The organism is Bacillus sp. FSL R5-0712 (assembly GCF_038593285.1).
GTDB classification, from domain to species: Bacteria; Bacillota; Bacilli; order Bacillales; family Bacillaceae; genus Bacillus; species Bacillus safensis.
The window spans coordinates 2,337,785-2,363,269 of sequence record NZ_CP151981.1; the positions used below are offsets into that span (position 1 = coordinate 2,337,785).

Sequence of the window (25,485 nt, forward strand, 5' to 3'; positions counted from 1 at the left end):
CCACCTTAAGAGCGTTTTTTCTCATCCTTTACTTTGCCGTCCACCTTTTCCGCGTCCCAGAAAATGTCGCTGAATACATCAGCTGCCGCATTGGATGCATTTCTTAATTCTTCCATATTATTATCTACTCCACCAAATTCTAAAAGAAGGGCTTTGTCGGATAAATCTTGATTATAGATTCCATTATCGCCAATTTCTCCTTTGGCAAACACACCGACACTAAGACCTTTATATTTTTTCTCCATCAAATGATGGAACTCTGTCGCAAGCTTTAAGTTTTTCTCATAGCTTTGATTCTTCTTCCCAACAACAAACGCAATTCTCGCATATTTCTTCCCTTTGATTTCGACAGTCGTATCTTTCTTTCTTCTTGAGTCCCGGTGAATATCAATTAAATAATCGAGGTCATCATTTTTCGCTAAGGCTTCTTTCACGACCAATCTTGATTCATTATAAGACTGCGGATATTTTAATCCTTTTTTCACCAGTCTTTTTTCAATTTCCGTTTTGTCGACTGTATTGCCGATTCCTTGCTGATCAAGCGCCTTTCCAAACATGTCGCCAACAAGGGTGACATTCACTTTTGAGTGCCGTGCATTATTTGGATTCGTTTCTCCTTTTAAAAATGGTAAATATGATTCCGTATTATGTGTGTGATAAATGTACACAGCTTTTCGTTTTCCTGTTGACCGGTCCGGTTCTTTGGCAGGCTTTTTCGGCGCATCATCATCGAGCTTGTCCAGCTCAGCCAAATTTGCTTCTTTTTCATCTTGGATCACTTCACTAGGCGGCGGCGATTCCATCGGCATATTGGTATAGTCTGTTCCTTCACCCGCTAAGATGATTTTTGTATCAAAATGTTCAAAGCCTGGGAGCTCTCTTCCTAGGAAACTGCGCGGGTCTTCTAAATTAATACTGGTTGCAAGCTTCAGTGACAGCCCAGAGAAATGAAATCCTTTTTGAGCTTCTGGAACTGCTGAGGCGAAATATTGGTTTTCCATGCCCATTAATGTGGCAAAAAATGCGCCAGAGAGCTCATCTGCTACACCATATAACGAGGCTTGCGGCCTCAGCTCGGGTTTTAAAGAGGTCAAAGCCCCTGACATCACAAATACCACAACAAGAGAGGCAATAAATAAGAAGATGCTTTTTACTACTTTCGTTCCATTAATCGCAACGACCAACTGTCGAGGACGGCGGGGTCTTTTTTTCATGATTTACTCCCTCCAGCACGCTTTCTAGTAATTACACTATGAGCGAGCTAGAGAAAGTAGAACCGATTAATGATTATATGAACCCATATTATCTTGCGTGATTTTTTGATGAAGCGCTGTGTTTAATCCGTTGGCAAGTACGTTTGCCATATCATCAATGAATGTATCGACTTCCTTAGGCGTGACCATTAAATTTTGTCCCAGGGGCGCAAGCACTTCGTGGATCAGCTGCCTTTTTTCTTCTTCAGGAAGGGTTCCTACGATGCCTAAGAATGACTGACGCGTTTCTTCATCTGGCAAGTCTTCTTCGTTAAGTACTTTTTTCTTCCCGAATGTTAAACCAGCCGGCACAAGAGAGCGGGATGGTCTATCATCTTTTAGTTCTCTACCAAAATGCTTTAAGACATAATCAATTGTGTCACTAGCAATCGTTACTGCATCCACCACTGTCGGAACGCCAATCGCAATCACTGGAATGCCCAATGTTTCTTTGCTTAATTCTTTTCGCTTATTCCCTACACCAGAACCGGGATGGATACCTGTATCGGAAATTTGAATGGTTGTATTCACTCGTTCTACCGCTCGAGCAGCAAGGGCATCGACCGCAATGACAAAATCAGGCTTAGACCGCTCAATCACGCCTTGGATAATGTCACTTGTTTCAATACCGGTCAGTCCCATCACACCAGGTGACAAAGAGGAAACCGGGCGATAGCCTTCCTGAACATTTTCCGGCTGTAATTCAAAGAGATGGCGGGTTACAAGCAGGTTTTCAACTGTGAGAGGACCTAGTGCATCTGGCGTAACATTCCAGTTTCCCAGACCTACTACAAGGCAGCTCGCATCAGCCTGAATGCCTCGGTCTTTTAAAAACTGAGCAAAATGATGGGCAAAGACTTCGACAACTTTTTCTTGCATCTCAGAGTCTTTCTCCCGAATGCCTTGTGCCTCAAACGTCAAGTATGTCCCTGCCTTTTTGCCGGTCAGCTCCTCCCCTTCTTTCGTGATTTCCACAGTACGTATGCGGATGCCTTGCTCTTCTTTTTCCTTTTCGACAATCCCTTGGATCCCGTCCTTTTTGACGACATTCGGATCGTTCTCTTGTTCTAGTATCTCTTTTGTTTCAACAGCGAGGTCTGTCCGGATTTGATAAACGCTTAAATCGAGTTTCTGTTTCTCCATAAAAAGACTCCTTCCACCAAGTAATTAACAGTAGTCTTTCCATCTCTTGAAAGAAACATTCGAGCACGTCATCAATGAAAAATACTTTACATTTATATTGCATTCTAAAGGTGTGTTTGATAGAATACAATTTGTTCTATTGTGAAGATTTAACCTTAAGACAATTGTGTTTAGGTTGTATCTTAGGAGGTGAAACACATGCCAAATATTAAATCAGCGATCAAACGTACAAAAACGAATAACGAACGCCGTGCACATAACGTAACAATCAAGTCTGCGATGCGTACTGCGATTAAACAAGTTGAAGTTTCTGTAGCTAACAACGATGCTGAGCAAGCAAAAGCTGCTCTTGCTTCTGCTGCAAAACGCATTGACAAAGCCGTTAAAACTGGTCTTGTACACAAAAACGCAGCTGCGCGTTACAAATCAAGACTTGCTAAACAAGTAAACGGACTTTCTGCATAATGCTTGCAACGCCTCAGTGATGGGGCACCTGTTTAACTGTACGTCCGTCCTGACCGGCCGAGCCTTAAGGACAGACTGGCAATTATACATCTAAACAAAAACGACCCTCTTTTTAGAAGGTCGTTTTTTTATATTCATGCGCCTAACAAACGAAGCAGGAACAATTCTAACAGCAGCTGCTTGTCCTTTTTACCCGTTTTCATTTCGTAATCAATCGTTGAAAGCTCTTTGACGATCTGCTTGAGCTCTTCTTCAGAAAACAGTCTTGCCTGATCCATCGCAAGTTTGACCCGGAATGGGTGGACTTTTAGATTTGAAGCAATTTGTTTTTGTCCATAGCCTTGCTGAGCGAAGTACTTCGTCTGCAAAATCAATCGAAATTGAGTTGAAATGAGTGCTAATATTTTAATGGGTTCCTCATTTTGCTTCAGCAGGTCATAAAACATCTGCATGGCCTCAGAGCGGCGTCTGTTTACAATTTGATTAATCAGCTCGAAAATATTTTGCTCTAAGCTTCTTGCAACGAGCTGATTGACATCCGCTAACTCAATTTCCTCCCGCTCTCCAATATATGTACTTAGCTTCCGAACCTCTTGGAATAGAGAGGAGAGACTCCCGCCGCATAGCATCACAAGCTGCTCAGCCGCTTCAGATGTAATCGCCTTTCCTTCTGTCTTCACCAGTGTGATGGTGAAATCAGTTGTTTCTTTTGGGTTTAACTCTTTCGCCTCAACGACAGCAGCTTTCTTTTTTAGCAATTTGGTGATTTTTTTACGCTCATCCAGCTTTTCATATGGTGCCAATAACACGAGAATGGTATAGGGCGCTGGCTTTTCTAAATAAGCTTCTAATACAGAAAGCTCATGCTCAATCTTTTCCTTTTTCTTTTCAGCTGTAAGAAAATAAGGATTCTTGATCACGACGAGACGTCTTTCTCCCATAAACGGAAATGTTTCTGCATCCGTTACAGCCTGTTCAAGCGGCACTTCTTCCATATCGAAGACGGAGTAATTAAAATCCTTCGTTTCTTCGTCTACTACAGCTTGTCTCAATTTAGCAGCGGTTTCTTGCAGTAAATATGTTTCTTTCCCATATAAGCAATAAACGGGATGGATATCCCCTCGTTTTAAATTGTTCCATACATCAAAGACCATCAATTGAATCCCTCTCTTTCACTTCCTCCTCTATCCTAAAGTGTGTGAAGACATTAGTAAAGAGGAAGCTGAAAGTGCCGCCTCCTCATTTATAGTAAACGTCCGGCGCAAGCTCCCGGGTCAGCCTGCTGTCAGACGATATTCATAAAATGATCATAAAATGGAAAACGGTTACTTTACCTTCTAGCAATTCCAAATGAGTTCAAGTATACTAAAATTAGCCAGGAGGGATGAAAATGAATGAATTTGAAAAAAATGTTCAAAGCAAGCGGAATGATGTGACCGACTCAGCCGTTGGTTTTATCGTCACATTCGGATTTTTCGCCTCAATGTTTATTTTGGCAACCATTATACACCTCGTTGGATCTTAACTTCATGAAGGTTACATGACTGCCGTTTTGGCAGTTTTTTTATTGAGTTTGTAAGATATCATATGGAGGGTGTGTGTAAAACGTTCCTTCCTCATTGAGAAATTCATATGTCACGCTCCCGTTGATATCTGTACGATACACCTTCATTTGCTGGTCCTTTAATTTCTTCAAAACTTCCTGATGTGGATGCTGATAACGATTGCGTTCACCTGCTGAAATGAGTGCATGTGAGGGCTTGAGATGTTGAAGCCATTCTTCGCTTGTTGACCCTTTACTCCCGTGATGTCCAACCTTTAAGATATCTGCCCGCAGATGAGGAAAGGCTTCTATAATGTCTCGCTCCCCTTCTTGTTCAAGGTCTCCAGTGAGCATAAACCGCTTCCCGCCTAGAGTAAATGTCAAAACGAGTGAATCATTATTCTTACTTGTCACTTGATCACGCGATGGATGAAGAACTTCAAATATTTGCTCTCCAATCTGAAGCTGATCTCCTCTCTCTAATTCATCAATCATGATCCCTTGATCAGCTGCTTCTTTTAACAGCTCCGCATCCTCTGGACTCCGTGCAAAGCCTTTCGGAATAGCCAGCCGCTTTACTTTATTTCGTTTGATTAAACGAGCTGCTTCTCCCATATGATCTTGATCCGCATGTGTAAGAATAAGAACATCAAGTTTTGCTATACCTTTAGAATGCAGAAACGGGATCAGCGTTTGATCACCGATCGAAGACACTTTACGCCTTTTTTTCCACGGTTCTTCTTCAAAAGAAAGTCTGCCTCCTGTATCCACAAGCAGGTGCCCCTTTCGATAGGGCAGCTGAATAAACAAACTATCCCCCTGTCCTACATCCAGCATCGTCACTTCCCCTTTTTCGAAAAAATTCGGGGTGAAATAGTGTGCACTCAAGACACCAATAAGAAAAAGGATCGGCAGTGCATAGGATTTCACAGAAGTTTTGCACTCCATCACAAATAACAGAACAATTAAGGCGCTTACCTCAAGAAGAATATGCCACCAAGCAGACTTCATAAAAATCAAGTTGAATTCATCAAAAACAGCCATATAGGCTGACAATTGATGACTAAGCTGAATCACCGAATCAAGCAGCTGAAACAATGTTTGTCCAAGCGGAAGATAAATGGTAGTGAGAATAAAAAAGAGTAAGGATAGCGGCATAACGACCGTCGTATATAAAGGAACAAATATCATGTTCAAAGGTACGCTCAGTAAAGAGAATTGGTGAAAATGATATAAAAGAACAGGAAGTGAAGCAAGCTGTGCAATAAAGGAAATCAGGAATAATTGCATGACTGAACTTTTTGCTTTTGATAAAATCCTAGTCGATAACAAAATAAAAAACGTGACCGCGAATGAAAGCTGAAATCCGATATCAAATAAATAAAGAGGATGAATTGCTAATAAGAGTAAAAACGTTGCACTTAATACTACAGCAGAAGGCTGTTTCATTTCTTTTGGCAGACTAGTCATCACTAAATAGATTCCTGCCATGAGGCAAGCTCTTAAAACAGATGGTGCAGCACCTGTCAAACAAGCATAAATTGGAAGAAAGCATAATAGAAGAATACGTGCTGTCTCTCTTGTCACGCCCGCACGAAGGAGACACCAAAATAAACATGCAAGAAGCGTTTGTACATGCAATCCTGAGATCGCTAGTAAATGAATAATGCCAAGCATTTGATAATCTCTTAATGTATCAGGGTCTATCAACTCACGATCGCCAAAAATAAGTGCCTGTACAATGCCAACAGAGTGTTTAGGCACATGATCTTCTAAAAATTTCAACCCCTTTTGCCTTATCACTTGAAGATAATAGGAAGAACTGTCTTTTTTTGTACAGTTTTTGATCGACTGTGGCAGAAAAATGGCGTCAATGCCTTTTGATTTTAAAAATTGATCGTATTGAAACCCGTTAGGAATGGTTGCGTGCTTTGCTGGACGAACATCACCTGTCATGTGACAGCTCATACCAGGTTCTACCTCTTTTAATGCCTCTTTTTCACGCTCTGTTTGAATTGTATAAAAAGTGGCTAGTTGTTCATGTTCTGTTGAAACAGTTGCTGAAAAACGATTGCCATCTGTTTTCGGAATACTTTCAATCACAACGGAACCAGATAGGAATTTTTCTAGTACGGGTTGATCCGTTTCAAGAGACTCATGAATCATAAAAATGAGTATATAGACAGCACCGCATAGGCTGACCATTAAAAAGAGCTGAGGCATTTTTTTCAGTAGGCTGAGAAGTAATATGATGAGAAGAAAGAGAAGGAAATACATATGAAGATGATATGCAGCCAGAGCAATTCCAACAGCTGCTGAAATTGCCCCAAACGGCAAATATTTAAACATAGGAAGTAAATAATTGATTCGCCTTCTCATGCATATCGCGAATTTCTGTTTCGCTAAGTCCTGATTCACTCAGCTTCCCAATTAAATCTGCAACAAAGGCCAATTTTTCTTGATTTTTTAAGTCGATGATCATTTCATCTAATTCAACTTGCTCTGTTTGAACACCCGCCTGCTCGAATAAATCAATCGCATATGGATGATTTTTATAATCCTTTGCATAGTACACTGTTCGTATGCCCGCTTGAATGATGGCTTTACAGCACTGTAAACAAGGAAAATGTGTGACATATATTTCAGCATCAGCTGTAGGTGCACCAAATTTGGCACATTGTAAAATAGCATTCATTTCCGCATGGATGGTGCGAACACAGTGATGATCAATGACATAGCACCCTACATCCGCACAATGAACATCACCGGCAATGGAGCCATTATACCCCCCTGCAATGATGCGCTTGTCCCTTACGATGGTCGCCCCAACAGCTAACCGCTCACAGGTGCTTCGTAAAGCAAGCAAATGGCTTTGTGCCATAAAATATTGATTCCATGAAATTCTTTCCACGAGCTGATCCCTCCAGAATGATGGTTGATATTAAGTGTACATGCCTTTCTTCTCTACCGTCAATTCTACTTCACGGTCAATTGACTTTTCAGCCGTTCAATCGTCTTTTCCCCAAAACCTGAAATGTTTCGCAAGTCTTCAATTTGTTGAAATTCTCCGTGTTCCTCTCTATACGAAATGATGGCTTCGGCTTTAGCTGGTCCTATGCCGTTAATGGTTTGTAATTCGGCTGCATCGGCCTGATTGACATTCACACCCTCACTCTTTTCAACGCCCGTTGATGCGTCAGCTGATGCTGTTTGCGTTTCTCTTTCCGCTTCCCCCTGCTTCCGAACATAAATCATCATACTATCCTCTAATTTAGCTGCTTGGTTGATTTCAATCGAGTCTGCTTTGCTGGTAAAGCCTCCTGCCCTTTGAATCGCTTCCTCTACCCGAGCATCAGATTGAAACGTATAAACACCTGGCTTCCTTACAGCTCCTTTGACCTCTACAAAAATCGTCGATGGCTCTTTTTCTGTCTTTTCTTGTTTGTCTTCTAATGTGACTTGTATGTCTTTATTTTCCTTCAATACACTTGGCTCTCTGCTGCCCTCTCCTTTTCCAGTGAAAAAGAAGAAACTGAAGATGATCACGACTATGAGTCCAGCGGCGATATAAAGACTGTATTTTTTTAATGAAATGAGTCGTTTCACTTACTCACGCTACTTTCAATCATATTTTTCTACTGCTCAACATACTGTTTAGAAGATAACAGATCCTATGCGTCTAAGGAGGGAGAACGTTTGAATATAGGGTTAATCGGTACAGGAAACATGGGTACCATACTTACTGAGGCATTTATTGAATCAAAGGCAGTCAATCCCTCATCGATCACCATTACAAACCGAACCATTGAAAAAGCGTTCAATATAAAAAAGAACCATCCAGAGCTTGAAGTAACGAAACAGCTTTCAGGGGCTGTCACGAATAAAGATTTCATTTTTGTTTGTGTCAAACCACTTGATATTTATCCACTTTTAAAAGAGCTGAGCCCTCTTTTAACGGAGCAGCAAACCATTGTCATCATTACCAGTCCGGTTCATCCTGAACAGCTTCAGGATATCGTTCCTTGTCAAACAGCCAGGTTGATTCCAAGCATTACAAACCGCGCTTTATCAGGCGCATCACTTTTAACTTTTGGTTCATCATGCAATGCCGCGACGAAAACTGCGTTAAGACAGTTAGCTTCGTGCATTTCAACACCTATCGAGATCCATCATTCAATTACTAGAGCGGCTTCCGATATTGTCAGCTGCGGACCTGCTTTTATCAGTTTTCTCGTTCAGAAAATGATTGAAGCAGCCGTAGAAGAAACGGATATTTCTAAAGAAGAAGCCACCACCTTATCAGAGGATATGCTTGTTGGTCTTGGCCGTTTGATTGAAAAAAGAGTCTATACCCTTCCGACACTGCAAGACAAAGTATGTGTGAAAGGCGGCGTCACTGGTGAAGGCATTAAAGCACTTGAAGCTGGTGTGCAAGATATGTTTCACCGTCTCTTTCAAAACACTCATGAAAAATTCGATGAAGATCTAGAAGCGGTTGCGCATCAATATCCTCCAAGTGTGTTCACTGATGATCGCAGAAATTAATCATCTTTGCAACAAGCGAAAAAAGGGTTTTAAAAAACCATCGTTCTATTAAACGATGGTTTTTGGTTTCTTAGCTGAGATGAAATATCTTTCGGCGAATTCACCGGGGGCTTCATTTGTAAAATCAGCAGTCACTTCTATTTGTTCAAAGCCAGCGGACTCAAGGAACGCTGAATATGTTTCAAATGGAAATGTGCGCTGTTCATGTGTCTCATCATAACGCTGATACATGTCTCCGTCTTTTACAAAAAAGCTTAAATCATGTATGACCGAATACATGTCGTCCCCTTTATCACTCTGCCAAATATAGCTGATCTCTTCATCCTGATCTGCATAAGTCGAACCTGGGAATACCTCTTCCATTTTATAAGGCGTATGAACATCAAAAAGTAAAACCCCATCTGCCTCTAAAAGCTGAAACATGTTTTTAAAGGTTTTTTTGACGTCATTTTCGTTTTTTAAGTAATTCAAGGAATCACAGCAAATAACGGCTGCCTGGAAGGCTTGCTCAAAGCCCGTAACCTCTCTCATATCTTGATGTAAAAATTGAATCGACTGCTTTTTCGCCTGCGCTTTTTGCTGCGCAAAGGCCAGCATTTCTTCACTGAGGTCAATTCCTGTGACCTTGTGGCCCTTTTCAGCTAACCGAAGAGAAATCTCTCCAGTTCCACAGCCTACATCGATGATGGCAGCATTCGGCTTCATATATTGCTGGATCCACTGAACCCATTCATCATAAGGTGCATGTGCCATGAGCTCGTCATACACACCTGCAAACCCTTGATAAATCATGAGTTAATGCCAAGTGAAAGCGTTTCTCTCGGCGCATCTCCCCATAGCTTTTCTAGATTGTAGTATCCTCTTTCTTCTTTGTGGAACACATGGGCAATGACATCACCTAGGTCAATCAATACCCATCTTGCTTCATCAAAGCCTTCCATCTTCTTCACTTCGATTCCGCTTTCCTCTGCAAGATGTTTTACTTCTCTTGCAATGGCTTGCACTTGTTTATCAGAATTCCCGTGACAAATGAGAAAATAATCCGCAACAAGTGAGATTCCTTGCATATTAAGGGCAATAATATCCTCAGCCCGTTTATCATCGCATGCTCCAGCTGCGACGTTTAAAATTGATGATGAATCCATCCAAAATTCCTCCTTAGTTGTTCTTATGCACAAGCGAATTGTAAGTAGCAAGCGTATCTGGAAAGACTGGCTGATTCTTTTTCATTAGAAAACTGATGGTGTTTTTTAATGATTGGATCAGTGCACGATCTAGATCATTTTCTGCTAATTCCCTTACTTCTTCGACACCAGGGAAATGACGTCCTGGTTCAATATAATCTGCGACATAAATGACTTTTTCAAGTAAGGTCATGCCTGGTCTGCCGGAAGTATGAAATTCAATAGCTGTTAACACATCTTGATCGTCAATTCCAGCTTCTTTTTTGACCAAATACGCACCAACCGGGGCGTGCCAAAGCTCGGGCGAATATTCAAGCAATAAAGGGTTCATCTGTTCTTTTTGGATAATCCCCTTCATTTCTTCTTTTGGCCTAAATTTCGCATAATCATGAAAAATAGCGGCGATCTCTGCTTTTTTCACATCTGCACCGAACCGTTCCGCTAATGAAATGGCTGTCTCCATGACTCCAAGTGTATGTGTATATCTATGCTCTGTTAACTGCTCTTTGACACAGTTCAATGCTTCTTCACGATTCATATAAATGATGCTCCTTTATATAACGCTCAACAGCTTTCGGAATCAAATAATCGACAGGGTTCCCCTGCTCTATTCGCTGCCTAATCAATGTCGATGATACATCAAAAGCTGGAACATCTGCAAATAAAAGAGGATATGCCGTACTTCCAACGTAACCCGGCCTTTTCATCCCAATAAAGGTGATCATTTGAAGCAAATCATCGATCCGATGCCATTTTGGCAAATATTCGACCATGTCCGCTCCTATCATAAAAAAGAACTGATCTTCTGGATGACGCTTCTTTAACAGATTCACTGTATCTACCGTATAAGACGGACCCTCCCGCTCCATTTCAATAAGCTCGAGCCGAAAATTTGGATTTGATTGAATCGCCGCCTCCACCATTTTTATGCGGTGATGACTATCTGCACGTTTTCGTCCAGTTTTATGAGGAGGCATATGGTTTGGGATAAACCAAATTTCATCAAGCCCCACTTGAATCCGCACCTCACTTGCCATCAGCAAATGCCCGTTATGGGGAGGATCAAACGTACCGCCGAACAACCCTATTTTTTTCATATCGCATCCACCTTTACGGCAGCTTAATTTGTTTATTTTCCTTAGATTCTTTGTAAAGGACAATCACATTTCCGATCGTTTGAACGAGCTCAGCCTTTGCACCTTTTACAAGTGCTTTCGCAACTTCTGTTTTGTCCTCGTCACAATTTTGCAATACGCTGACCTTTAACAGTTCTCTTGCTTCAAGCGCCTCGGAAATTTGCTTGACCATATTGTCATTTACCCCGCCTTTTCCAACTTGAAAAATAGGTGATAAATGATGTGCTTGTGCACGTAAAAAACGTTTTTGCTTACCTTTTAACATGGTGTTCCTCCTAATTTCTCTATGACAATTGACTTCATTTTTCCGGCGTCAGGTGTAATGCCTGTCCACAGTTCAAAGGCTCTTACTGCTTGTCCGACAAACATGCCAACCCCATCCACTGTTTTCAAGCCTAAACCTGCTGCTTCCCTAAGCAGTTTTGTTTCTATTGGATTATACACAATATCACAAACGACCGCTGTTTTTTTTGCGTTCGCTAAAGAAATCGGGGTTTCTTCAACATTCGGATACATGCCGATCGAGGTCGTATGAATGATGACATCATATCCCCCAAGCCGCTCTTCTGCTGCATTTAATGTGATTGCTTGAGATGTGATTTTTCCCTCTGCAGTTTCAATTAAAGCTTCAGCTTTTTCAATGGTGCGGTTCGTAATATCAAAGCTCTTCGGTGCATACTGAGCAATTGTCGTATAAATCGCTCTTGCGGCTCCGCCAGCACCAATCAAGAGAAATGACAGCTCTGATAACGGCTGATCCAAGGCTTCAAGCAATGAATGAAGAAAGCCTTCTCCATCTGTATTGTACCCAACGAGCTGATCCCCTTCGCGCCGCACCGTATTGACGGCACCGAGGCGTTCAGCTGTCACATCAATTTTGTCAAGGTACTTCATGATTTCTACCTTGTGCGGAACAGTGACGTTAATGCCGCTGATTCCTAACGCCTTCATGCCGCTAATCGCATCTTTCAGGTCATCATTTTCTACTTGAAAGCCATGATAATGTCCATCAATTCCAGCGTCCTTTAGTGCTGCATTATGAATATCCGGAGACATTGAGTGGCCAACAGGGTTACCGATTACTCCGTATAAAGGTTTCAAGGTCTCTCCCCCTTTGAACATTTAAATTAACGAACGTCTCATAAACACATGAACGCCTTTTGGCGCATAAACTTTGATTTGCTTGCCCGCATCATTTGCAGTAACCCAGCCTAAACCTGAAAAGACGATGTCGATTTTTGGCTGATCAATGGTAAAGGTATGCGGAACGAGCGGCGGGAAATCTTCCATTCCCTCTTTTGATGGCGGTGACAGCAGTTCCCCTGCATGTTTTTCATATAAATCATCTGCGTTCTCGAGCTTTGTCCGGTGAATGTTCAGCTCATTTGGCATATAGCACACAAATGATGTTCTGCCGCCTTTTACATAATCAAATCGAGCCAGTCCGCCAAAATAAAGCGTTTGTGCTTCATTTAATTGGAACGTTCTCGGTTTCAATTCTTTTTTCGGCGTTAAAATCTTCAGGTCATTTTTGCTGACATAGTGCGCCATTTGATGGCGGTTGATGATGCCCGGCGTATCGAATAAAGCAGACCCGTCATCAAGCGGGATTTCAATCGCATCAAGTGTAGTACCTGGATATTGGGATGTAGTAATGACGTTCTCTTCGCCAGATACTTCTTTGATGATTCGATTGATAAATGTTGATTTTCCAACATTCGTACAGCCGACGACATAGACATTTCTTCCCTCGCGGTAATGATCGATCGCTTCCATCACCTCAGGCACACCCTGGCCTCTGCTTGCACTGATCAAGAAAACATCGATAGGGTTTAATCCGTTTTCCTTTGCTTCCCGTTTCATCCAATGAATTAGACGATCTTTTTTCACGGATTTCGGTAAAATATCCACTTTGTTGCCGACAAGTAAAATCGGATTACCGCCGACAATACGGTTCAGCCCATTGATCCAGCTTCCGTTAAAGTCAAAAATATCAACGACCTTCACAATGAGAGAATCTGTCTCTCCAATGCTGTGCAATATATTTAAAAAGTCGTCCTCTGTTAAAGAAACATCTTGAATCTCATTGTAGTTCTTTAACCTAAAACAGCGCTGACAGATCACATCTTCTTTCAATAGAGATGCTGCCGGCGCATATCCTAATTGATCTTTATCTTCCGTCTGAATGGCTACACCGCAGCCAATACAAACAACCTTTTCCATTATTACTCTTCCTCCCACTGAATGTGGCCCTTACGCTTTAAGGCTCCTAAAATTCTGCGTTCAATCTGCCTGTTAAACTTTGTGAAAAATCCGTCCGAGGCAGCAACAGGAACGACCAAAATCGTATGGAAGCCATGACGATTCCCGCCAAGAACATCTGTCATGAGCTGATCCCCAATGACAACCACATCTTCTTTTTTCAACTGCATATCAGCGACTGCCTTATTAAAGGCTCTTCCCATAGGCTTTCTCGCTTTATAGATAAACGGGATATGAACCGGTTCAGAAAAAAGCTTGACCCTTTTTTCATTATTGTTTGATACAATCGTCACTTGTATCCCGTGATCTTTCATTTCTTGGAACCATTCAATTAAGCGCGGTGTCGCACTTGGACGGTCCCATTCTACTAGTGTGTTATCTAGATCGGTAATAATTCCTTTTACATTTCGTTCTTTTAATTTTTGCGGTGAAATGTGGAAAATACTTTTCACAAATTCATCCGGTAAGAAATACTTCTTTAGCACAATTTGCACCCTTTCTTCCATTGGTTTTCAGCGATTGTGTCGAATCAAATCACAATTTGTCTGTCTATCGAATACAATGAAAAAGTTTTCGACATATGATGAGGCCCTTCAACAGGTGTGGATAATTTTACACACATTATCCACCTATATTTCATCATGCTTTCATTCAATTATAAACACTCTACCCACAAGTTATCCACTTAACCATGTGGATAACAGAACGATTGTTCTTGTTTCCCATTCATGGTAGATTAAAGGTACTTCAAAGACAGTCGATCAACCTATGATGATATGTCTTTTCCTCAAATTTTATGCCAACTTTTTCAGGGGAGGTGTTTTTCCCATCATATGGGTTTCTAGTATGAAAAAGCTGTCAGATGATTTACTTATAGAATCGTATTATAAAGCAAATGAAATGAACTTAAATCGCGACTTCATTGAATTAATTGAGACAGAAATGAAAAGACGTTCGCTCGGGCATATGCTCTCTGTTTCCTCTTAATTCCATATCACAGGAACCATGCCTCCCGAGCACTCTCCTTTTTTAAACTCAGGTGACTGATATTATATCACTTGCGCTATAGGCTTACTACTATTTTCCGTAAAAAACACCCCTTCTGATGAAAGAAGAGGTGTCTTAATTGCAAGGCTGTTCATTCCAAAACCATAACCCTCCGCCTACGACTAAAATGACCACAAGGAACACAACAAGAAAAGCGTAACCGATTCCTGCTCCTTGTGCTGGATAAGGCGAACACGCAGGGTAAGGATAAGGACATCCCCACATATCAGTTACCTCCTTCTAGGAAGATATACTGTTAGACTATGCTGGATGGATGGTCTTGTTTAGGCAGATGGCCATCATTTAAAAATGTTTGATGACATCACGCTCTTTGATTTCGTTATAAATAATTCTCGCCCCTTTTGGTGTCATATGATTGCCAGAAGGGTCGATCAAGCCTGACTGAATCAGGGCATGATCACTATCTTCTCCAGCTTCTCGGATGAAAGCTTTCCAGTTGTCGACAAGCGGCACCTGCTCATCCTTCGCTACTTCTCTTGTGATGTCATTATAAGAGTTTTGCCAAGCTCTTGCCCCGCCTCTCCCGGCAAAATAAGATGACTTATACCTGGAGTAATAATACAAGCCCTTTTTCCCGCCTTCTACAACAGGCACACAGGTCATGAGAATCGGGGTAATGCCTTCTTTTCTACTTTCAGAAATGAAGTAGGTTAAATTTTCTTTAAACCGTTTTTTCGTCACTCGGGGATGTTTCCCGTCTAAAATCGCCGCATCATTCGTACCGAACATGATGAGGACGTAAGTTGGTTTCTGTTTTAAAATATCCTGCTCAAAGCGCAGTTTCGCGTCTTCAGTCGTCTGCCCGCCAATGCCTGCATTCTTCACTTGAATTTGGCCGCGCTCGACGTTTTTCATGAGATTCACCCATTTTTCAGATGTTGGATAATCTCGAAAGTCCCAGTTTGATCCTCTTGTATTGCTGTCACCAAATGCAATGACGCTTTCTTGTACTGGCTTAGAGCACCCAGCAGCAACACATAATAGGATGAAAAGGAAAACATATTTCTTCACAACATTCACCTCCAAAAGCCCTCTTCATATAGTAAACGACAAGACTTTTGGTTTCAATGAATGAATGTTTTTGACGAATGCTGCCTATTGAATCTGAACAGGCATATATGCTTTGTCGTGGTGCAGCAGTTCACTTACTTTTACAAATTCATAGCCCCTCTTCTTCAACTCAGGAATCACTTGTTTCAATGCTTCTACCGTTTGCTTGCGATTTCCCCCGCCATCATGTAAAAGGATAATATCGCCGCCTTGAATATGATCAATAATTCGGCTTGCAATTTTAAATGCGCCTGGTCTTGACCAGTCCTTCGGATCTTGCGTAAAGGACCACATGACCACATCGTACCCTTGCTTTGACAGAATGCGGAATGATTTCATTGTTAAGCGTCCACCAGGAGGGCGAAATAATAAGGGACCGCCAGGCTGGAGTGAAGCGATATGAGCCGCTGATTCTTTTAATTCCCGCTTGATCTCCTTTGACGACAAAAGGTCAAAATACGTATGATTCATCGTATGATTGCCGAGTTCATTCCCTTCGTCCACAATCCGTTCTGCGATCATTGGATAAGCATGGATTCTGCTCCCTATCACAAAAAAGCTTGCATTCACTTGATGCTCCTTCAGCACATCTAATATTTGATTTGTATACACTGGATGAGGTCCATCATCAAAGGTGATCGCAATCTTTTTCCGTTCCGCTCTCATGTCCCAAAAGGCACGTCCCGTTTTTTCAAGATCGACTCGTTTTAATGTATGTGCCTCTACTTCATTAGGAACAAAAGCACCTAGCAGCCATATACACATCAAGATATGCAGCCCTCTCATTCGACCGCCTCCTCCACCGAACATCATTACCGATAAATTGCCCGCTTTCGCATCAATTCATGCAAGCTTCATGGTGATATCTGCTTCTTTTTCAAATAAAAAAAGCCGGCCATATTGGCCCGCTCTTTGTTTCACGTTTGGTTTCTCTCTTCAACTGTCGAACGTTGCTTAGAATTCATACAGACACTCTCCTTCTTGGATTTGATTTTGAGCCCATAATAATTTCTGATAATACTGGTTGGACTTTTTGTATTGTTGAGAGGCTTCTAAGGCTGTCGCAATTTCTAGTGAGATATCCTCTATATAAGAGTATAGGCTAAGTTTTTCCAAATAATCAATGGTTTTTTGCAGTTGGTCTTCATTGATTTCCTGAACATATAAAGCATCCAGATACTCAAACATATGACAGAACAGCTGGTCTTCATGCTTCTTTGCAGCCAATTTCCCATCTTCTAATATGCGCAGGGCATCCGCCTGTTCATTCTGTCTAAAAAGCAGCTTCGCCAGCGTATAAAGCGTATGCGGAAGCGTTGGGAGCAGCTCTTTGCGGGCAAGATCAGCGGATTCCGTTAAATATCGTTCCGCTTCCTCTCTATAGCCAAGCTCGCCATAACATTTTCCTAAATTATAGAGCGCTGAACTGTATATGCGCGGGTGATCAATTTGAGATGCGAGCTGTTTTGCCTTTTTTAAATGAGGCAGCGCCCGGTCTTTTCGTTTTAAATCTTGATAATTTCCTGAGATGACAAAGAGACATTGAATGATGCGAATCGTATACGCATCATGCTGATCGTATATTTCCAGCGCCTTTAAAATATGGTGCATGGAGACATGTGTTTGTTTCATTATATAGTAGGCTTCTGCCACTTTAAAATGAAACTCTGCCTGCTCAATATCATCAAATACCATGGACAGCTGCTTTTCTGCGACTCGATAATATTTGACGGCTTCTAAATATTCTTTTTGACTAAATTCATGCATGCCACGAAAAAATGCATGGTAATAATGCAGCATATCAGATAACTCATGATTGGAGTTTTCGATTTTATCGACTAGATTAGATACTGAGAAAGGTTGATATTTTGAAGGGTGTATATAGTCAAGCATGATTTGGTGCCGAAAACACATGAGCTGATAATAAATCAGTAAATGCTGGTCCTCTTCCATCTGTTCAATTTCCGCTTCAACTTCCGCTTTCAAGATTTCCGCATCTGGAACACTGAACTGCCGTATCATTCGATACCATTCATTAATTTTCATACCTACATGTGAAGATAGAACCTTCCCCATGTTCCGAAATTACCCCTTCCTTTTCGGTCTAATATTACATATTTTAGCACGCTTCTTGACCGCCAAGCACCGCAAAGAAACCGCAAACATAAAAAAGAGACGAACTGAAGCACGATTTTTTTGAAAAAGATGATTTTTTCATCGTACAGACACAGACAATCCCTCCTTCACATACATTTGAGGATATAGGCAGCGGCCTAAACATGGTGGAGGTGAAAATCGTGGCAGGAGTATTTACAGCGATGGGATTGATGGTCAAAGAATTGGTGTTTTTAGTGTCCTATGTCAAAAACAATGCCTTTCCACAGCCCCTTTCTGGAGATGATGAAAAAAAATACTTAGCCCTCATGGCACAGGGCGATGAACACGCAAGAAACATGCTGATTGAACATAACCTTCGGCTCGTCGCCCATATTGTAAAGAAATTTGAAAATACCGGGGAAGACGCTGAAGACCTCATCTCCATCGGGACGATCGGACTCATTAAAGCCATCGAAAGCTATTCCTCTGGAAAAGGAACAAAGCTGGCAACGTATGCGGCGCGGTGTATTGAAAATGAAATTCTCATGCACTTACGCGCGCTCAAAAAAACAAAAAAGGACGTCTCCTTGCATGACCCCATCGGTCAGGATAAAGAAGGCAACGAAATTTCATTAATTGATGTCTTAAAATCCGAAAATGAAGATGTGATCGATACCATTCAGCTCAACATGGAGCTTGAAAAAGTAAAGGAGTATATCGACATTCTCGACGGCCGAGAAAAAGAAGTGATCGTCGGCCGGTTCGGCCTTGATTTAAAGAAAGAAAAAACGCAGCGGGAAATAGCCAAAGAGCTTGGGATATCGCGGAGCTATGTGTCACGTATTGAGAAGCGCGCGCTGATGAAGATGTTTCATGAGTTTTACCGGGCGGAGAAGGAAAAACGGAAACGGGAGAAAGGGAAGTGAGCGGAAAACTTCATAGAGGACTACTTTTCAATAAAAACAGGCCCTCATAAGGTCTGTTTTTATTTTGCCCTTCAAATCTGAAAAGTATATAATTAATATACTTGTATGACAAATAACAATACCTATTGAAAGGAGTGATTTTTATGAAATTCAATCCTGTTTCTAATAAAAAATTATATATACAGATTTATAATCAAATCCTTTCAGAAATACAGTTAGGCTCTTTTAAAGTAGGAGATAAACTTCCTTCTGAAAGAGAACTATGTGAACAATTTGGCGTCAGCCGTGCACCGGTCAGGCAAGCTCTCAGTGCATTAGAAATGAATGGTGTCATTTACTCCCGTCAAGGAGAAGGTGTGTTCGTTAAAAATACGACCATCACCACTGAAGGGACTCTTTCTATGAAATCAGCATCTCCTGAAGATATTGTGGAAGCCCGAATGCACATTGAACCTTTAATTATCCATTTTGCCGCTTTGAGAGCGACCGATCAAGAGATTGAGGAGCTTAAACAGACGATAAAAAAAATGGAAGAAGAAACACGGTCGGGTGTATATGTTCCTGAAACCGACGAACAACTACATATGGGCATTGCAAGAGCGTCACATAACGATTTATTTGTTACCTTTATGTCTTCTATTACGAATGCTATGAAACAACAGGAAATGTGGAGATTTATTCGTGATCGGACTGTTACTCGTTCAGATTATCGAGAGATCAACTTTCAAGAGCACAAAATGATTATAAAAGCACTAGAAGAGCGGAACGCATCAGAAGCCGTAACACGGATGACTGACCATATGCAAAATTTATATGATCGCTACTGGAAAAGCTAATCTCTCCGCTTATACACATTTTAAAAAAAGTTCTTTTAAAACAAATAAAGGCGTCTAACCGCAAGTCGAACTTGTGAGTTATGCGCCTTTGTTTTTCATTTCAACGTTTTTTTGATTCTAAGCATTTTTCGCATATTCCGTATAAAACCTTAACACCTTCACATCCATGAGCTGTATCAATCATTTCCTCACATTCTTTGCACACAATCGTGTTTTGCGGCACATTTGATTTCTTTTCCATCCTCATATCAGCTCCTTCGTTTTGATATTGTTTTTCGCTTAAACACTTTTACCATTGTTCTTTGTGAATGAAATGGACTCTTCGATGCTGGATTTGTTGTTTGCTTTGACGACCAGTGCTTTTCCTGACTGTTTCACTAAGAGTACAATAATAAGAGAAGCAAATATCATGCTGATACCTAAGAAAATCATACTTATGTGAAAAGAACCTGTTACATCTTTAATATATCCGACTATATAAGGTCCAAAAAATCCACCAAGATTTCCAATACTATTAATCAATGCGATGGCCCCACCCGCTGCTGCGCCTGTTAAAAAAGATGGGGGGATTGCCCAAAATGGAGAATAAGCGCCAAAAGCTCCACACAATGCGATTGTTAAAAATACAAATGACAAGATCACACTTGTGCTAGCAATAAAACTACTTATGATCATAGCAATCGCACTAACAGTTAAACAGGCAGATACATGCCAGCGTCTTTCATTTTTCTTGTCAGAATGATTCCCAACTAGCACCATGACCAAAATGGCAAAGGTGTACATAAGACCCAAAAGCCACCCCATCCCTTGAGTACTCAAAGAAATTGTGTCAGATAACCCCTTTGAGATCGTCGGTAAGAACATGTTAATACCGTAGAACCCAACCATCCAGCAGAAATAGCCTGCCGATAAAATGAGTACATCTCGATCTTTTAAAGCTTGAACGAAGGTATACCGCTTGACTTGTTCTTTTTCAAGTCTTTCTTTTGTTGTGACATGAATAAGCCACTCTTTCTCATCATTATTCAACCACTTTACTTCTTCAATTTTGTCATCTAGATAAAAAAAGGCAATGACACCAAGAATAAGAGCTGGGATGGCTTCTAAAATAAATAACCACTGCCAGCCGGACATATCCAGCCAATTCACCCCTAAGAGGAAGGTTGAGAGCGGAGCGCCAACTGCATTTGCCCCTGGGATTGCCAGCATAAATCCAGCGATGGCTTTGGCGTGGTGTTTTGTTTGATAGAAACCGCTCAAATAAAACACCATACATGGATAAAAACTGGCCTCTGCTGCGCCTAATAAGAAACGCGCCGTGTAGAACTGCCATGGTTCTTGTACAAAAGCCATTAAAATCGCAATAATTGCCCAAGTCACCATAATTCTGCTGATCCATTTTCTAGCACCTATCTTCGACATAATCGCACTGCCCGGAACCTCTAGTAAAAAATAACCTAAAAAGAAAATTCCCGCCCCGAGTCCAAATACAGCATTTGAAAATCCTAAATCTTCATTCATTTGCAGAGCAGCAAATCCGATGTTCACACGATCTAAAATGGCGATAACAAAACATAATGACAAAAACGGGATTAGTCGAAGTGTAACCTTACGAGTCGTAGATCTCTCCAATGCTTGTTGATTCAAGCTGATTCCCCCTTAACATAGCTTTGTCTGACTATACTTGTGAGCTCTCACGTTATAAAGCGCTTACAAATATGCAACTGATAGAAAAGAGTGAGGCATAGTCTATGCCCAACTCCATTCATATCACTAGTCCATATGCGAACCACCATTAATATCTATCTCTTCCCCTGTGATATAGGAGGCTTCTTTCGCCGCTAGGAACGCAATAGCAGCCGCAATTTCTTTCGTTTCACCTGGGCGGCCAATCGGTATACTGTCAATCACCTTTTTTGCTTCGCCATTAGAAAGCGACTTCCAGATATCAGTATTCACTAGACCTGGAGCTACACAATTGACAGTGATTCCATCCTTTCCTACTTCACGGGCAAGGTTTTTGGAAAAGCCTAGGACGGCGGCTTTGGAAGCAGAGTAATGCGCACCGCCAAATACACCGCCTCCTCTTTTGGCTGATACAGAAGACAGGTTGATAATACGGCCATATCTTTGTTTTTTCATCGTTTCTAGAACTGCTTGTGTACACAAGAACAAACCGAACATATTCACACTGAATATTCTTGTCATATCCTCTAGTGTCATGTCCTGAACTGTTACTTTTTGAGAAATACCTGCGTTATTCACTAATATGTCAATTCTGCCGAATGACACAAGTGTTTCTTTCACCATCTGGTCAATCGATTCTTTATTTGTGACATTTACTTCTATACCGATTGCTTTACCACCGGCATTTTTAATCGCTTCTACAGTACACTGAATTCCCTCTTGATTGATATCTGCTACAACGACTGAAGCGCCCTGCTCGGCTAGAGTGAATGCGATGGTTCTCCCAATTCCCTTTTCAGAACCGCTGCCTGTTACGATCGCAACTTGATTTTTTAGGGTAAACATGGCTAATTCCTACTTTCCTATGAAATTATTCAGCATTTCTTTAGCTGTTTTGATTATATTTTCGATGGTAATGCCATTGATCTCCAAAAGCTTTTCATAAGGTGCGGATTCTCCAAAACGATCTTGCACACCGATTCGTTTGACTCTCCCCCGGCCTTCCTCTGCCACTATCTCACATACAGCACTGCCTAATCCGTTTAGAATATTGTGATCCTCTATAGTAATAATAGGTCCAATATTCAGACACTCCATGACAGCTTCTCGATCTAAAGGCTTGATCGTATGCATATCTAAGAGGGTTGCATAAATACCTTGTTTTTCTAATTCCTTGACTGCTTCTAAGGCAAGATGTACTGTATCTCCATTCGCTATAATCGCGATATCTTTACCAGACTTTACTTTCTTTGCTTTGCCGATGATAAATTCTTCATTTTCATCATATATCATCGGCACAGCATCTCGGGTGAAACGCAAATACATTGGACCATATGTTTCTGCTGCCTGTTTGATCAATTTTCTTGTTGAGTAGTAGTCAGCTCCCATGATCACTGTCATATTGGGAAATGATCTTAAAACGCCCATATCTTCTATCGCTTGATGACTCCCTCCATCATTTCCTGGTGTTAATCCACCGTGGGAGCAGGCGATCTTTACATTCAAATTGGGATAACATACTTCTTGCCGAATTTGTTCTGCCATACGCAGCGACCCGAAAACTGCATAGGTGCTGACAAATGGGATTTTGCCAGTTGTTGCAAGACCAGCTGCCAGGCCGGCACCATTTTGTTCAGCAATTCCGACGTTCACATGCTGATTAGGAAGCTGCTTTATAAATTCTCCTGTTTTGCATGACTTGCCGATATCAATATCTATGACATAAATTTGTTGATTCTCTTTTCCTAATGTAACTATTTCATCACCGAAAGCTTCACGTGTCGCTTTTTTCTTAGTTACTGCTTTTTCAGTTTGACTCATGATTTTAAACCTCCTGCTAGTTCCTCTAATGCCTGCTCATATTCTTCTTCATTTGGCGCAACACCGTGCCATGAGCAGATATCTTCCATATAGGAAACGCCTTTGCCCTTAATGGTATCGGCAACAATACATTTTGGCTTTCCATTTTTCGTTTTTGTTACTTCATTCAGTGTTTCTACAATGTCTTCCATTGAGTGTCCGTCAATTCGTTTTGTTTCAAATCCGAATACTTCAAACTTCTTTTCGATGTCTTGAAGCGGCATAATTTCTTCGCAGAAGCCATCAATTTGCAGGCGGTTATTGTCTACAAACACAATTAAGTTATCCAAGTGATATTTTACTGCGGTTTGGACGGCTTCCCATATTTGCCCTTCCTGACATTCTCCATCTCCCACCATGACAAATACCCGGTAATCTTTTTCATCCCTTTTGCCTGCAAGTGCCATACCAACGCCGCAAGAAAGTCCTTGACCTAATGAGCCTGTGGAGATATCAATTCCCGGACATTTCTTCATATCAGGATGACCTTGAAAAGGTGAACCGTACCGCCGTAATTTGTATACGTTTTCAAAAGAGACATAACCTTTTATAGCTAGAGCTGCATATTGAATAGGTGCCACATGTCCTTTCGATAAAACAAAGCGATCTCGATCTTCCCAATTTGGTTTTTGGGGATTGATATTCATTTCTTTAAAATAAAGGGCGGTAATGATATCAGCAGCTGATAAGGAACCTCCTGGATGACCCGATTGCGCTTCGTAAATCATCGTTATCGCCGTTTTTCTGAGCTCGATGGCTTTTGCTTTGAGTTCTGCCACACTTCTGTCTTTCATTCCGATCACCTCGATTATTTTTTAAGTTATAACTTGAATTCTTAGTTACTTGTTCACTTGTATGACAAGCGGTTTATGAGATCACTATACAATTCTTGAAAGCGTTTGTCTATCTATTTTTTGAATTTTTAAATAAAATATTGCTTTTCTCGATACTTAGATTCAGCACTCTATTTTAAATGAAATAAAAACACCACCCTATCATCTGGTGATGTTTTACATTTCAACTATGCTATTCTCTTTTAGAAAACGCTCAAAAAGCTTATGGCCTTCCTCTTCAATCAGTTCATCTTCAATCAAATATTCTCCAATCAATAACCCAAGATCCTTCCACTTCTCATATTCTTTTAAAAGCGTTATCCCGTAACTTTTTTGATCAAAAAACAATAACCATCTTCCTGTTTCTAAACTCTTAAAAAACACGCCTTCATAATCAAAACCTTGCTCATAATATCCTACATGTAAATGCATACTCTCATCTAAACTATGTATTCTTTCATATGTACACACTTTATCTTGCTCCCTTAGCTTCTCATATCTTACTGATAATCAATATTCCTCAACTCGACCCATTCAACAGAGTCCGGTACCTTTTTTGTCGTCACAAAATGTTGAACGATTTCATACGCCTGATTACGATCAACATAGCTACATGATGGCACATACAATGGTGATCCTGCGATCAAATGCTCGATCGTTTCGATCTTTTCTACCTTTTGAAAAGGGACTAAAAAATCTGGATATCTGATGATAAAGAATCCATACGGTTCAGTATAAAAGAAAACTAGACTTTCGCATTCCCCATCTTCCTCTATCTCAATGGAAGATTCTCCGTTACCTTGTTTCCAATACTCTTCACCCTCCTGGAAGAAGATCTTTTTCATGAATTCTTCTCCCGGATTTTCTACTGGAGCTCCTGTGGGGCCGTAGTATAAAAACATCCATATCGCTCCTTTATGCCTATATCAATTTGGATTTAACCAATTGTTCTATTTCCCTCAAAATCATAAAAGGCTTGTGTTTGTTGGTTTAATTTTAGCATGTGAAATAGCTTTGGGTTTAGCTTTTGAAAGGTTTGAGTGCTGACCCATTTTACTTCTTCAATATCCTGATCCGGATCTAGAATGTTCATCTCTCCCCCGATCATTTCCGCAAAGAACGTAATGATCAGCGCATGATGCTTTTTATCTTGAAAGAATGCTTCACGAACCGAATGAAGTTCATTTACTTTGACAACATACCCTGTCTCTTCTTTCACTTCACGGATGACAGCTTGCTGCAGGTGTTCACCTTTTTCCACAGCACCGCCCGGAAGTTCCCAATATCCCTTTACATTCTTGACCGTTAATAAATTTTCTCGTCATAAATAATAGCTGAAACCACGTCTACTCGTTTCAAATGAATCCCCCTCAACATTCTCCATTCACATCAATTGCCGGATATATGACACGAACTGTTCATTTTATACATTCTTATTATACTGGTTGTGCTCGTGGGATTTACAGGAAATATCGTTTCTCTTTTGAGACAAATCAAAGCGTCCAACGAGAAAATCATCCGACTGTTAGAACAGTAAAAACCGAAAAAATAAAACCTCTCGCATCTAGCAGGAGGTTTTTGCTATAGGAGAAATCTTC

Annotated in this window: 32 protein-coding genes; 6 read left to right on the forward strand and 26 right to left on the reverse strand. The window is 41.0% G+C overall.

The window, feature by feature from the left end; genetic code table 11:
- Window positions 1-5: 5 nt before the first annotated feature.
- Together NSU11_RS11845 and gpr are read right to left on the reverse strand one after the other, a co-directional pair.
- Entirely contained in the window at window positions 6-1,214 is a 1,209-nt protein-coding gene (locus tag NSU11_RS11845) for a stage II sporulation protein P (protein WP_024423040.1), read from the reverse strand.
- A gap of 66 nt (window positions 1,215-1,280) precedes the next feature.
- Window positions 1,281-2,396 carry a GPR endopeptidase gene (gene gpr / locus NSU11_RS11850; RefSeq protein WP_024423041.1) on the reverse strand — a complete coding sequence of 372 codons (1,116 nt, stop codon included), beginning with the start codon at window positions 2,394-2,396 and terminating at the stop codon, window positions 1,281-1,283.
- 198 nt (window positions 2,397-2,594) lie between these two features.
- On the opposite strand from gpr, the gene rpsT reads away from it, so the two are divergent.
- Complete coding sequence (gene rpsT / locus NSU11_RS11855; protein ID WP_024423042.1) at window positions 2,595-2,861, forward strand: 30S ribosomal protein S20; 267 nt, start codon at window positions 2,595-2,597, stop codon at window positions 2,859-2,861.
- Window positions 2,862-2,995: 134 nt separating this feature from the next.
- Here rpsT and holA read toward each other — a convergent pair whose 3' ends face one another.
- Complete coding sequence (holA, locus tag NSU11_RS11860; protein WP_024423043.1) at window positions 2,996-4,015, reverse strand: DNA polymerase III subunit delta; 1,020 nt, start codon at window positions 4,013-4,015, stop codon at window positions 2,996-2,998.
- Between the two features lie 236 nt (window positions 4,016-4,251).
- Between holA and NSU11_RS11865 the strand changes: the two genes are divergently transcribed.
- Window positions 4,252-4,386, forward strand: a complete 135-nt coding sequence (locus NSU11_RS11865; RefSeq protein ID WP_012010638.1) for a YqzM family protein — start codon at window positions 4,252-4,254, stop codon at window positions 4,384-4,386.
- A 39-nt stretch (window positions 4,387-4,425) separates the two neighbouring features.
- Here the strand turns inward: NSU11_RS11865 and NSU11_RS11870 are convergent, their stop codons facing one another.
- From NSU11_RS11870 to NSU11_RS11880, 3 genes are all read right to left on the reverse strand, one after another.
- Entirely contained in the window at window positions 4,426-6,753 is a 2,328-nt protein-coding gene (locus NSU11_RS11870; protein ID WP_024423044.1) for a DNA internalization-related competence protein ComEC/Rec2, read from the reverse strand.
- On the reverse strand, window positions 6,746-7,315 hold the full coding sequence (locus NSU11_RS11875) for a ComE operon protein 2 (RefSeq protein WP_024423045.1): 570 nt from the start codon (window positions 7,313-7,315) through the stop codon (window positions 6,746-6,748). Before NSU11_RS11875 ends, NSU11_RS11870 begins: the two co-directional genes overlap by 8 nt.
- Before the next feature lie 65 nt (window positions 7,316-7,380).
- The gene (locus NSU11_RS11880) at window positions 7,381-8,010 is read right to left on the reverse strand and encodes a helix-hairpin-helix domain-containing protein (protein WP_024423046.1); all 630 of its coding nucleotides are present in this window, start codon (window positions 8,008-8,010) and stop codon (window positions 7,381-7,383) included.
- 90 nt (window positions 8,011-8,100) lie between these two features.
- Between NSU11_RS11880 and comER the strand changes: the two genes are divergently transcribed.
- Window positions 8,101-8,949 carry a late competence protein ComER gene (gene comER / locus NSU11_RS11885; protein WP_024423047.1) on the forward strand — a complete coding sequence of 283 codons (849 nt, stop codon included), beginning with the start codon at window positions 8,101-8,103 and terminating at the stop codon, window positions 8,947-8,949.
- 48 nt (window positions 8,950-8,997) lie between these two features.
- On the opposite strand, the gene NSU11_RS11890 is transcribed toward comER, so the two are convergent.
- From NSU11_RS11890 to NSU11_RS11925, 8 genes are read right to left on the reverse strand one after another with little or no spacing between them, the layout of a single operon-like run.
- Window positions 8,998-9,741, reverse strand: coding sequence for a class I SAM-dependent methyltransferase (locus NSU11_RS11890; RefSeq protein ID WP_024423048.1), 744 nt, complete (start codon window positions 9,739-9,741; stop codon window positions 8,998-9,000).
- Window positions 9,738-10,094, reverse strand: coding sequence for a ribosome silencing factor (gene rsfS / locus NSU11_RS11895; RefSeq protein WP_003217467.1), 357 nt, complete (start codon window positions 10,092-10,094; stop codon window positions 9,738-9,740). Before rsfS ends, NSU11_RS11890 begins: the two co-directional genes overlap by 4 nt.
- Window positions 10,095-10,107: 13 nt before the next feature.
- The gene (gene yqeK / locus NSU11_RS11900) at window positions 10,108-10,671 is read right to left on the reverse strand and encodes a bis(5'-nucleosyl)-tetraphosphatase (symmetrical) YqeK (protein ID WP_024423049.1); all 564 of its coding nucleotides are present in this window, start codon (window positions 10,669-10,671) and stop codon (window positions 10,108-10,110) included.
- On the reverse strand, window positions 10,661-11,230 hold the full coding sequence (locus NSU11_RS11905) for a nicotinate-nucleotide adenylyltransferase (RefSeq protein WP_024423050.1): 570 nt from the start codon (window positions 11,228-11,230) through the stop codon (window positions 10,661-10,663). Before NSU11_RS11905 ends, yqeK begins: the two co-directional genes overlap by 11 nt.
- A 13-nt stretch (window positions 11,231-11,243) precedes the next feature.
- Window positions 11,244-11,534, reverse strand: coding sequence for a ribosome assembly RNA-binding protein YhbY (gene yhbY / locus NSU11_RS11910; protein WP_008342507.1), 291 nt, complete (start codon window positions 11,532-11,534; stop codon window positions 11,244-11,246).
- Window positions 11,528-12,370 (reverse strand): shikimate dehydrogenase, encoded by an 843-nt coding sequence (aroE, locus tag NSU11_RS11915; RefSeq protein ID WP_024423051.1) that lies wholly within the window; start codon window positions 12,368-12,370, stop codon window positions 11,528-11,530. Before aroE ends, yhbY begins: the two co-directional genes overlap by 7 nt.
- A 21-nt stretch (window positions 12,371-12,391) precedes the next feature.
- Window positions 12,392-13,492 (reverse strand): ribosome biogenesis GTPase YqeH, encoded by a 1,101-nt coding sequence (yqeH, locus tag NSU11_RS11920; RefSeq protein WP_024423052.1) that lies wholly within the window; start codon window positions 13,490-13,492, stop codon window positions 12,392-12,394.
- Window positions 13,493-13,494: 2 nt separating this feature from the next.
- Window positions 13,495-14,016, reverse strand: a complete 522-nt coding sequence (locus NSU11_RS11925; protein ID WP_008356191.1) for a YqeG family HAD IIIA-type phosphatase — start codon at window positions 14,014-14,016, stop codon at window positions 13,495-13,497.
- Between the two features lie 361 nt (window positions 14,017-14,377).
- Here NSU11_RS11925 and NSU11_RS11930 point away from each other — a divergent pair, with 361 nt between their 5' ends.
- Complete coding sequence (locus NSU11_RS11930; protein ID WP_003217327.1) at window positions 14,378-14,518, forward strand: sporulation histidine kinase inhibitor Sda; 141 nt, start codon at window positions 14,378-14,380, stop codon at window positions 14,516-14,518.
- A gap of 135 nt (window positions 14,519-14,653) precedes the next feature.
- On the opposite strand, the gene NSU11_RS11935 is transcribed toward NSU11_RS11930, so the two are convergent.
- From NSU11_RS11935 to NSU11_RS11950, 4 genes are all read right to left on the reverse strand, one after another.
- Entirely contained in the window at window positions 14,654-14,803 is a 150-nt protein-coding gene (locus NSU11_RS11935) for a hypothetical protein (protein WP_162842499.1), read from the reverse strand.
- Between the two features lie 78 nt (window positions 14,804-14,881).
- Entirely contained in the window at window positions 14,882-15,610 is a 729-nt protein-coding gene (locus tag NSU11_RS11940) for a GDSL-type esterase/lipase family protein (RefSeq protein WP_024423053.1), read from the reverse strand.
- Window positions 15,611-15,694: 84 nt separating this feature from the next.
- The gene (locus tag NSU11_RS11945; protein WP_024423054.1) at window positions 15,695-16,435 is read right to left on the reverse strand and encodes a polysaccharide deacetylase family protein; all 741 of its coding nucleotides are present in this window, start codon (window positions 16,433-16,435) and stop codon (window positions 15,695-15,697) included.
- A gap of 168 nt (window positions 16,436-16,603) precedes the next feature.
- Window positions 16,604-17,725: a tetratricopeptide repeat protein gene (locus NSU11_RS11950; RefSeq protein ID WP_024427938.1), complete on the reverse strand. Its 1,122-nt coding sequence runs from the start codon at window positions 17,723-17,725 to the stop codon at window positions 16,604-16,606.
- 218 nt (window positions 17,726-17,943) lie between these two features.
- On the opposite strand from NSU11_RS11950, the gene sigK reads away from it, so the two are divergent.
- The gene (sigK, locus tag NSU11_RS11955; protein ID WP_034738387.1) at window positions 17,944-18,672 is read left to right on the forward strand and encodes an RNA polymerase sporulation sigma factor SigK; all 729 of its coding nucleotides are present in this window, start codon (window positions 17,944-17,946) and stop codon (window positions 18,670-18,672) included.
- A 134-nt stretch (window positions 18,673-18,806) separates the two neighbouring features.
- Complete coding sequence (locus tag NSU11_RS11960; protein ID WP_024423055.1) at window positions 18,807-19,508, forward strand: FadR/GntR family transcriptional regulator; 702 nt, start codon at window positions 18,807-18,809, stop codon at window positions 19,506-19,508.
- Window positions 19,509-19,608: 100 nt separating this feature from the next.
- Here the strand turns inward: NSU11_RS11960 and NSU11_RS11965 are convergent, their stop codons facing one another.
- The 8 genes from NSU11_RS11965 to NSU11_RS12000 all read right to left on the reverse strand — a co-directional run bounded on the left by NSU11_RS11965 (window position 19,609) and on the right by NSU11_RS12000 (window position 25,148).
- Window positions 19,609-19,749 carry a GapA-binding peptide SR1P gene (locus NSU11_RS11965; RefSeq protein WP_117590472.1) on the reverse strand — a complete coding sequence of 47 codons (141 nt, stop codon included), beginning with the start codon at window positions 19,747-19,749 and terminating at the stop codon, window positions 19,609-19,611.
- 38 nt (window positions 19,750-19,787) lie between these two features.
- The gene (locus tag NSU11_RS11970) at window positions 19,788-21,155 is read right to left on the reverse strand and encodes an MFS transporter (RefSeq protein ID WP_025092867.1); all 1,368 of its coding nucleotides are present in this window, start codon (window positions 21,153-21,155) and stop codon (window positions 19,788-19,790) included.
- 126 nt (window positions 21,156-21,281) lie between these two features.
- On the reverse strand, window positions 21,282-22,040 hold the full coding sequence (locus NSU11_RS11975) for a 3-oxoacyl-ACP reductase family protein (protein WP_044332162.1): 759 nt from the start codon (window positions 22,038-22,040) through the stop codon (window positions 21,282-21,284).
- Window positions 22,041-22,049: 9 nt separating this feature from the next.
- Window positions 22,050-23,015, reverse strand: a complete 966-nt coding sequence (locus tag NSU11_RS11980; protein ID WP_133744221.1) for a transketolase C-terminal domain-containing protein — start codon at window positions 23,013-23,015, stop codon at window positions 22,050-22,052.
- Window positions 23,012-23,848: a transketolase gene (locus tag NSU11_RS11985; protein WP_025092864.1), complete on the reverse strand. Its 837-nt coding sequence runs from the start codon at window positions 23,846-23,848 to the stop codon at window positions 23,012-23,014. Before NSU11_RS11985 ends, NSU11_RS11980 begins: the two co-directional genes overlap by 4 nt.
- Before the next feature lie 216 nt (window positions 23,849-24,064).
- Entirely contained in the window at window positions 24,065-24,358 is a 294-nt protein-coding gene (locus NSU11_RS11990; protein ID WP_025092863.1) for a DUF3986 family protein, read from the reverse strand.
- Window positions 24,359-24,387: 29 nt separating this feature from the next.
- Window positions 24,388-24,789: a hypothetical protein gene (locus tag NSU11_RS11995; protein ID WP_341082274.1), complete on the reverse strand. Its 402-nt coding sequence runs from the start codon at window positions 24,787-24,789 to the stop codon at window positions 24,388-24,390.
- A 35-nt stretch (window positions 24,790-24,824) separates the two neighbouring features.
- A complete protein-coding gene (locus NSU11_RS12000) occupies window positions 24,825-25,148 on the reverse strand; it encodes an NUDIX hydrolase (RefSeq protein ID WP_341082275.1) in 324 nt (107 codons plus the stop codon).
- Window positions 25,149-25,485 lie beyond the last annotated feature (337 nt).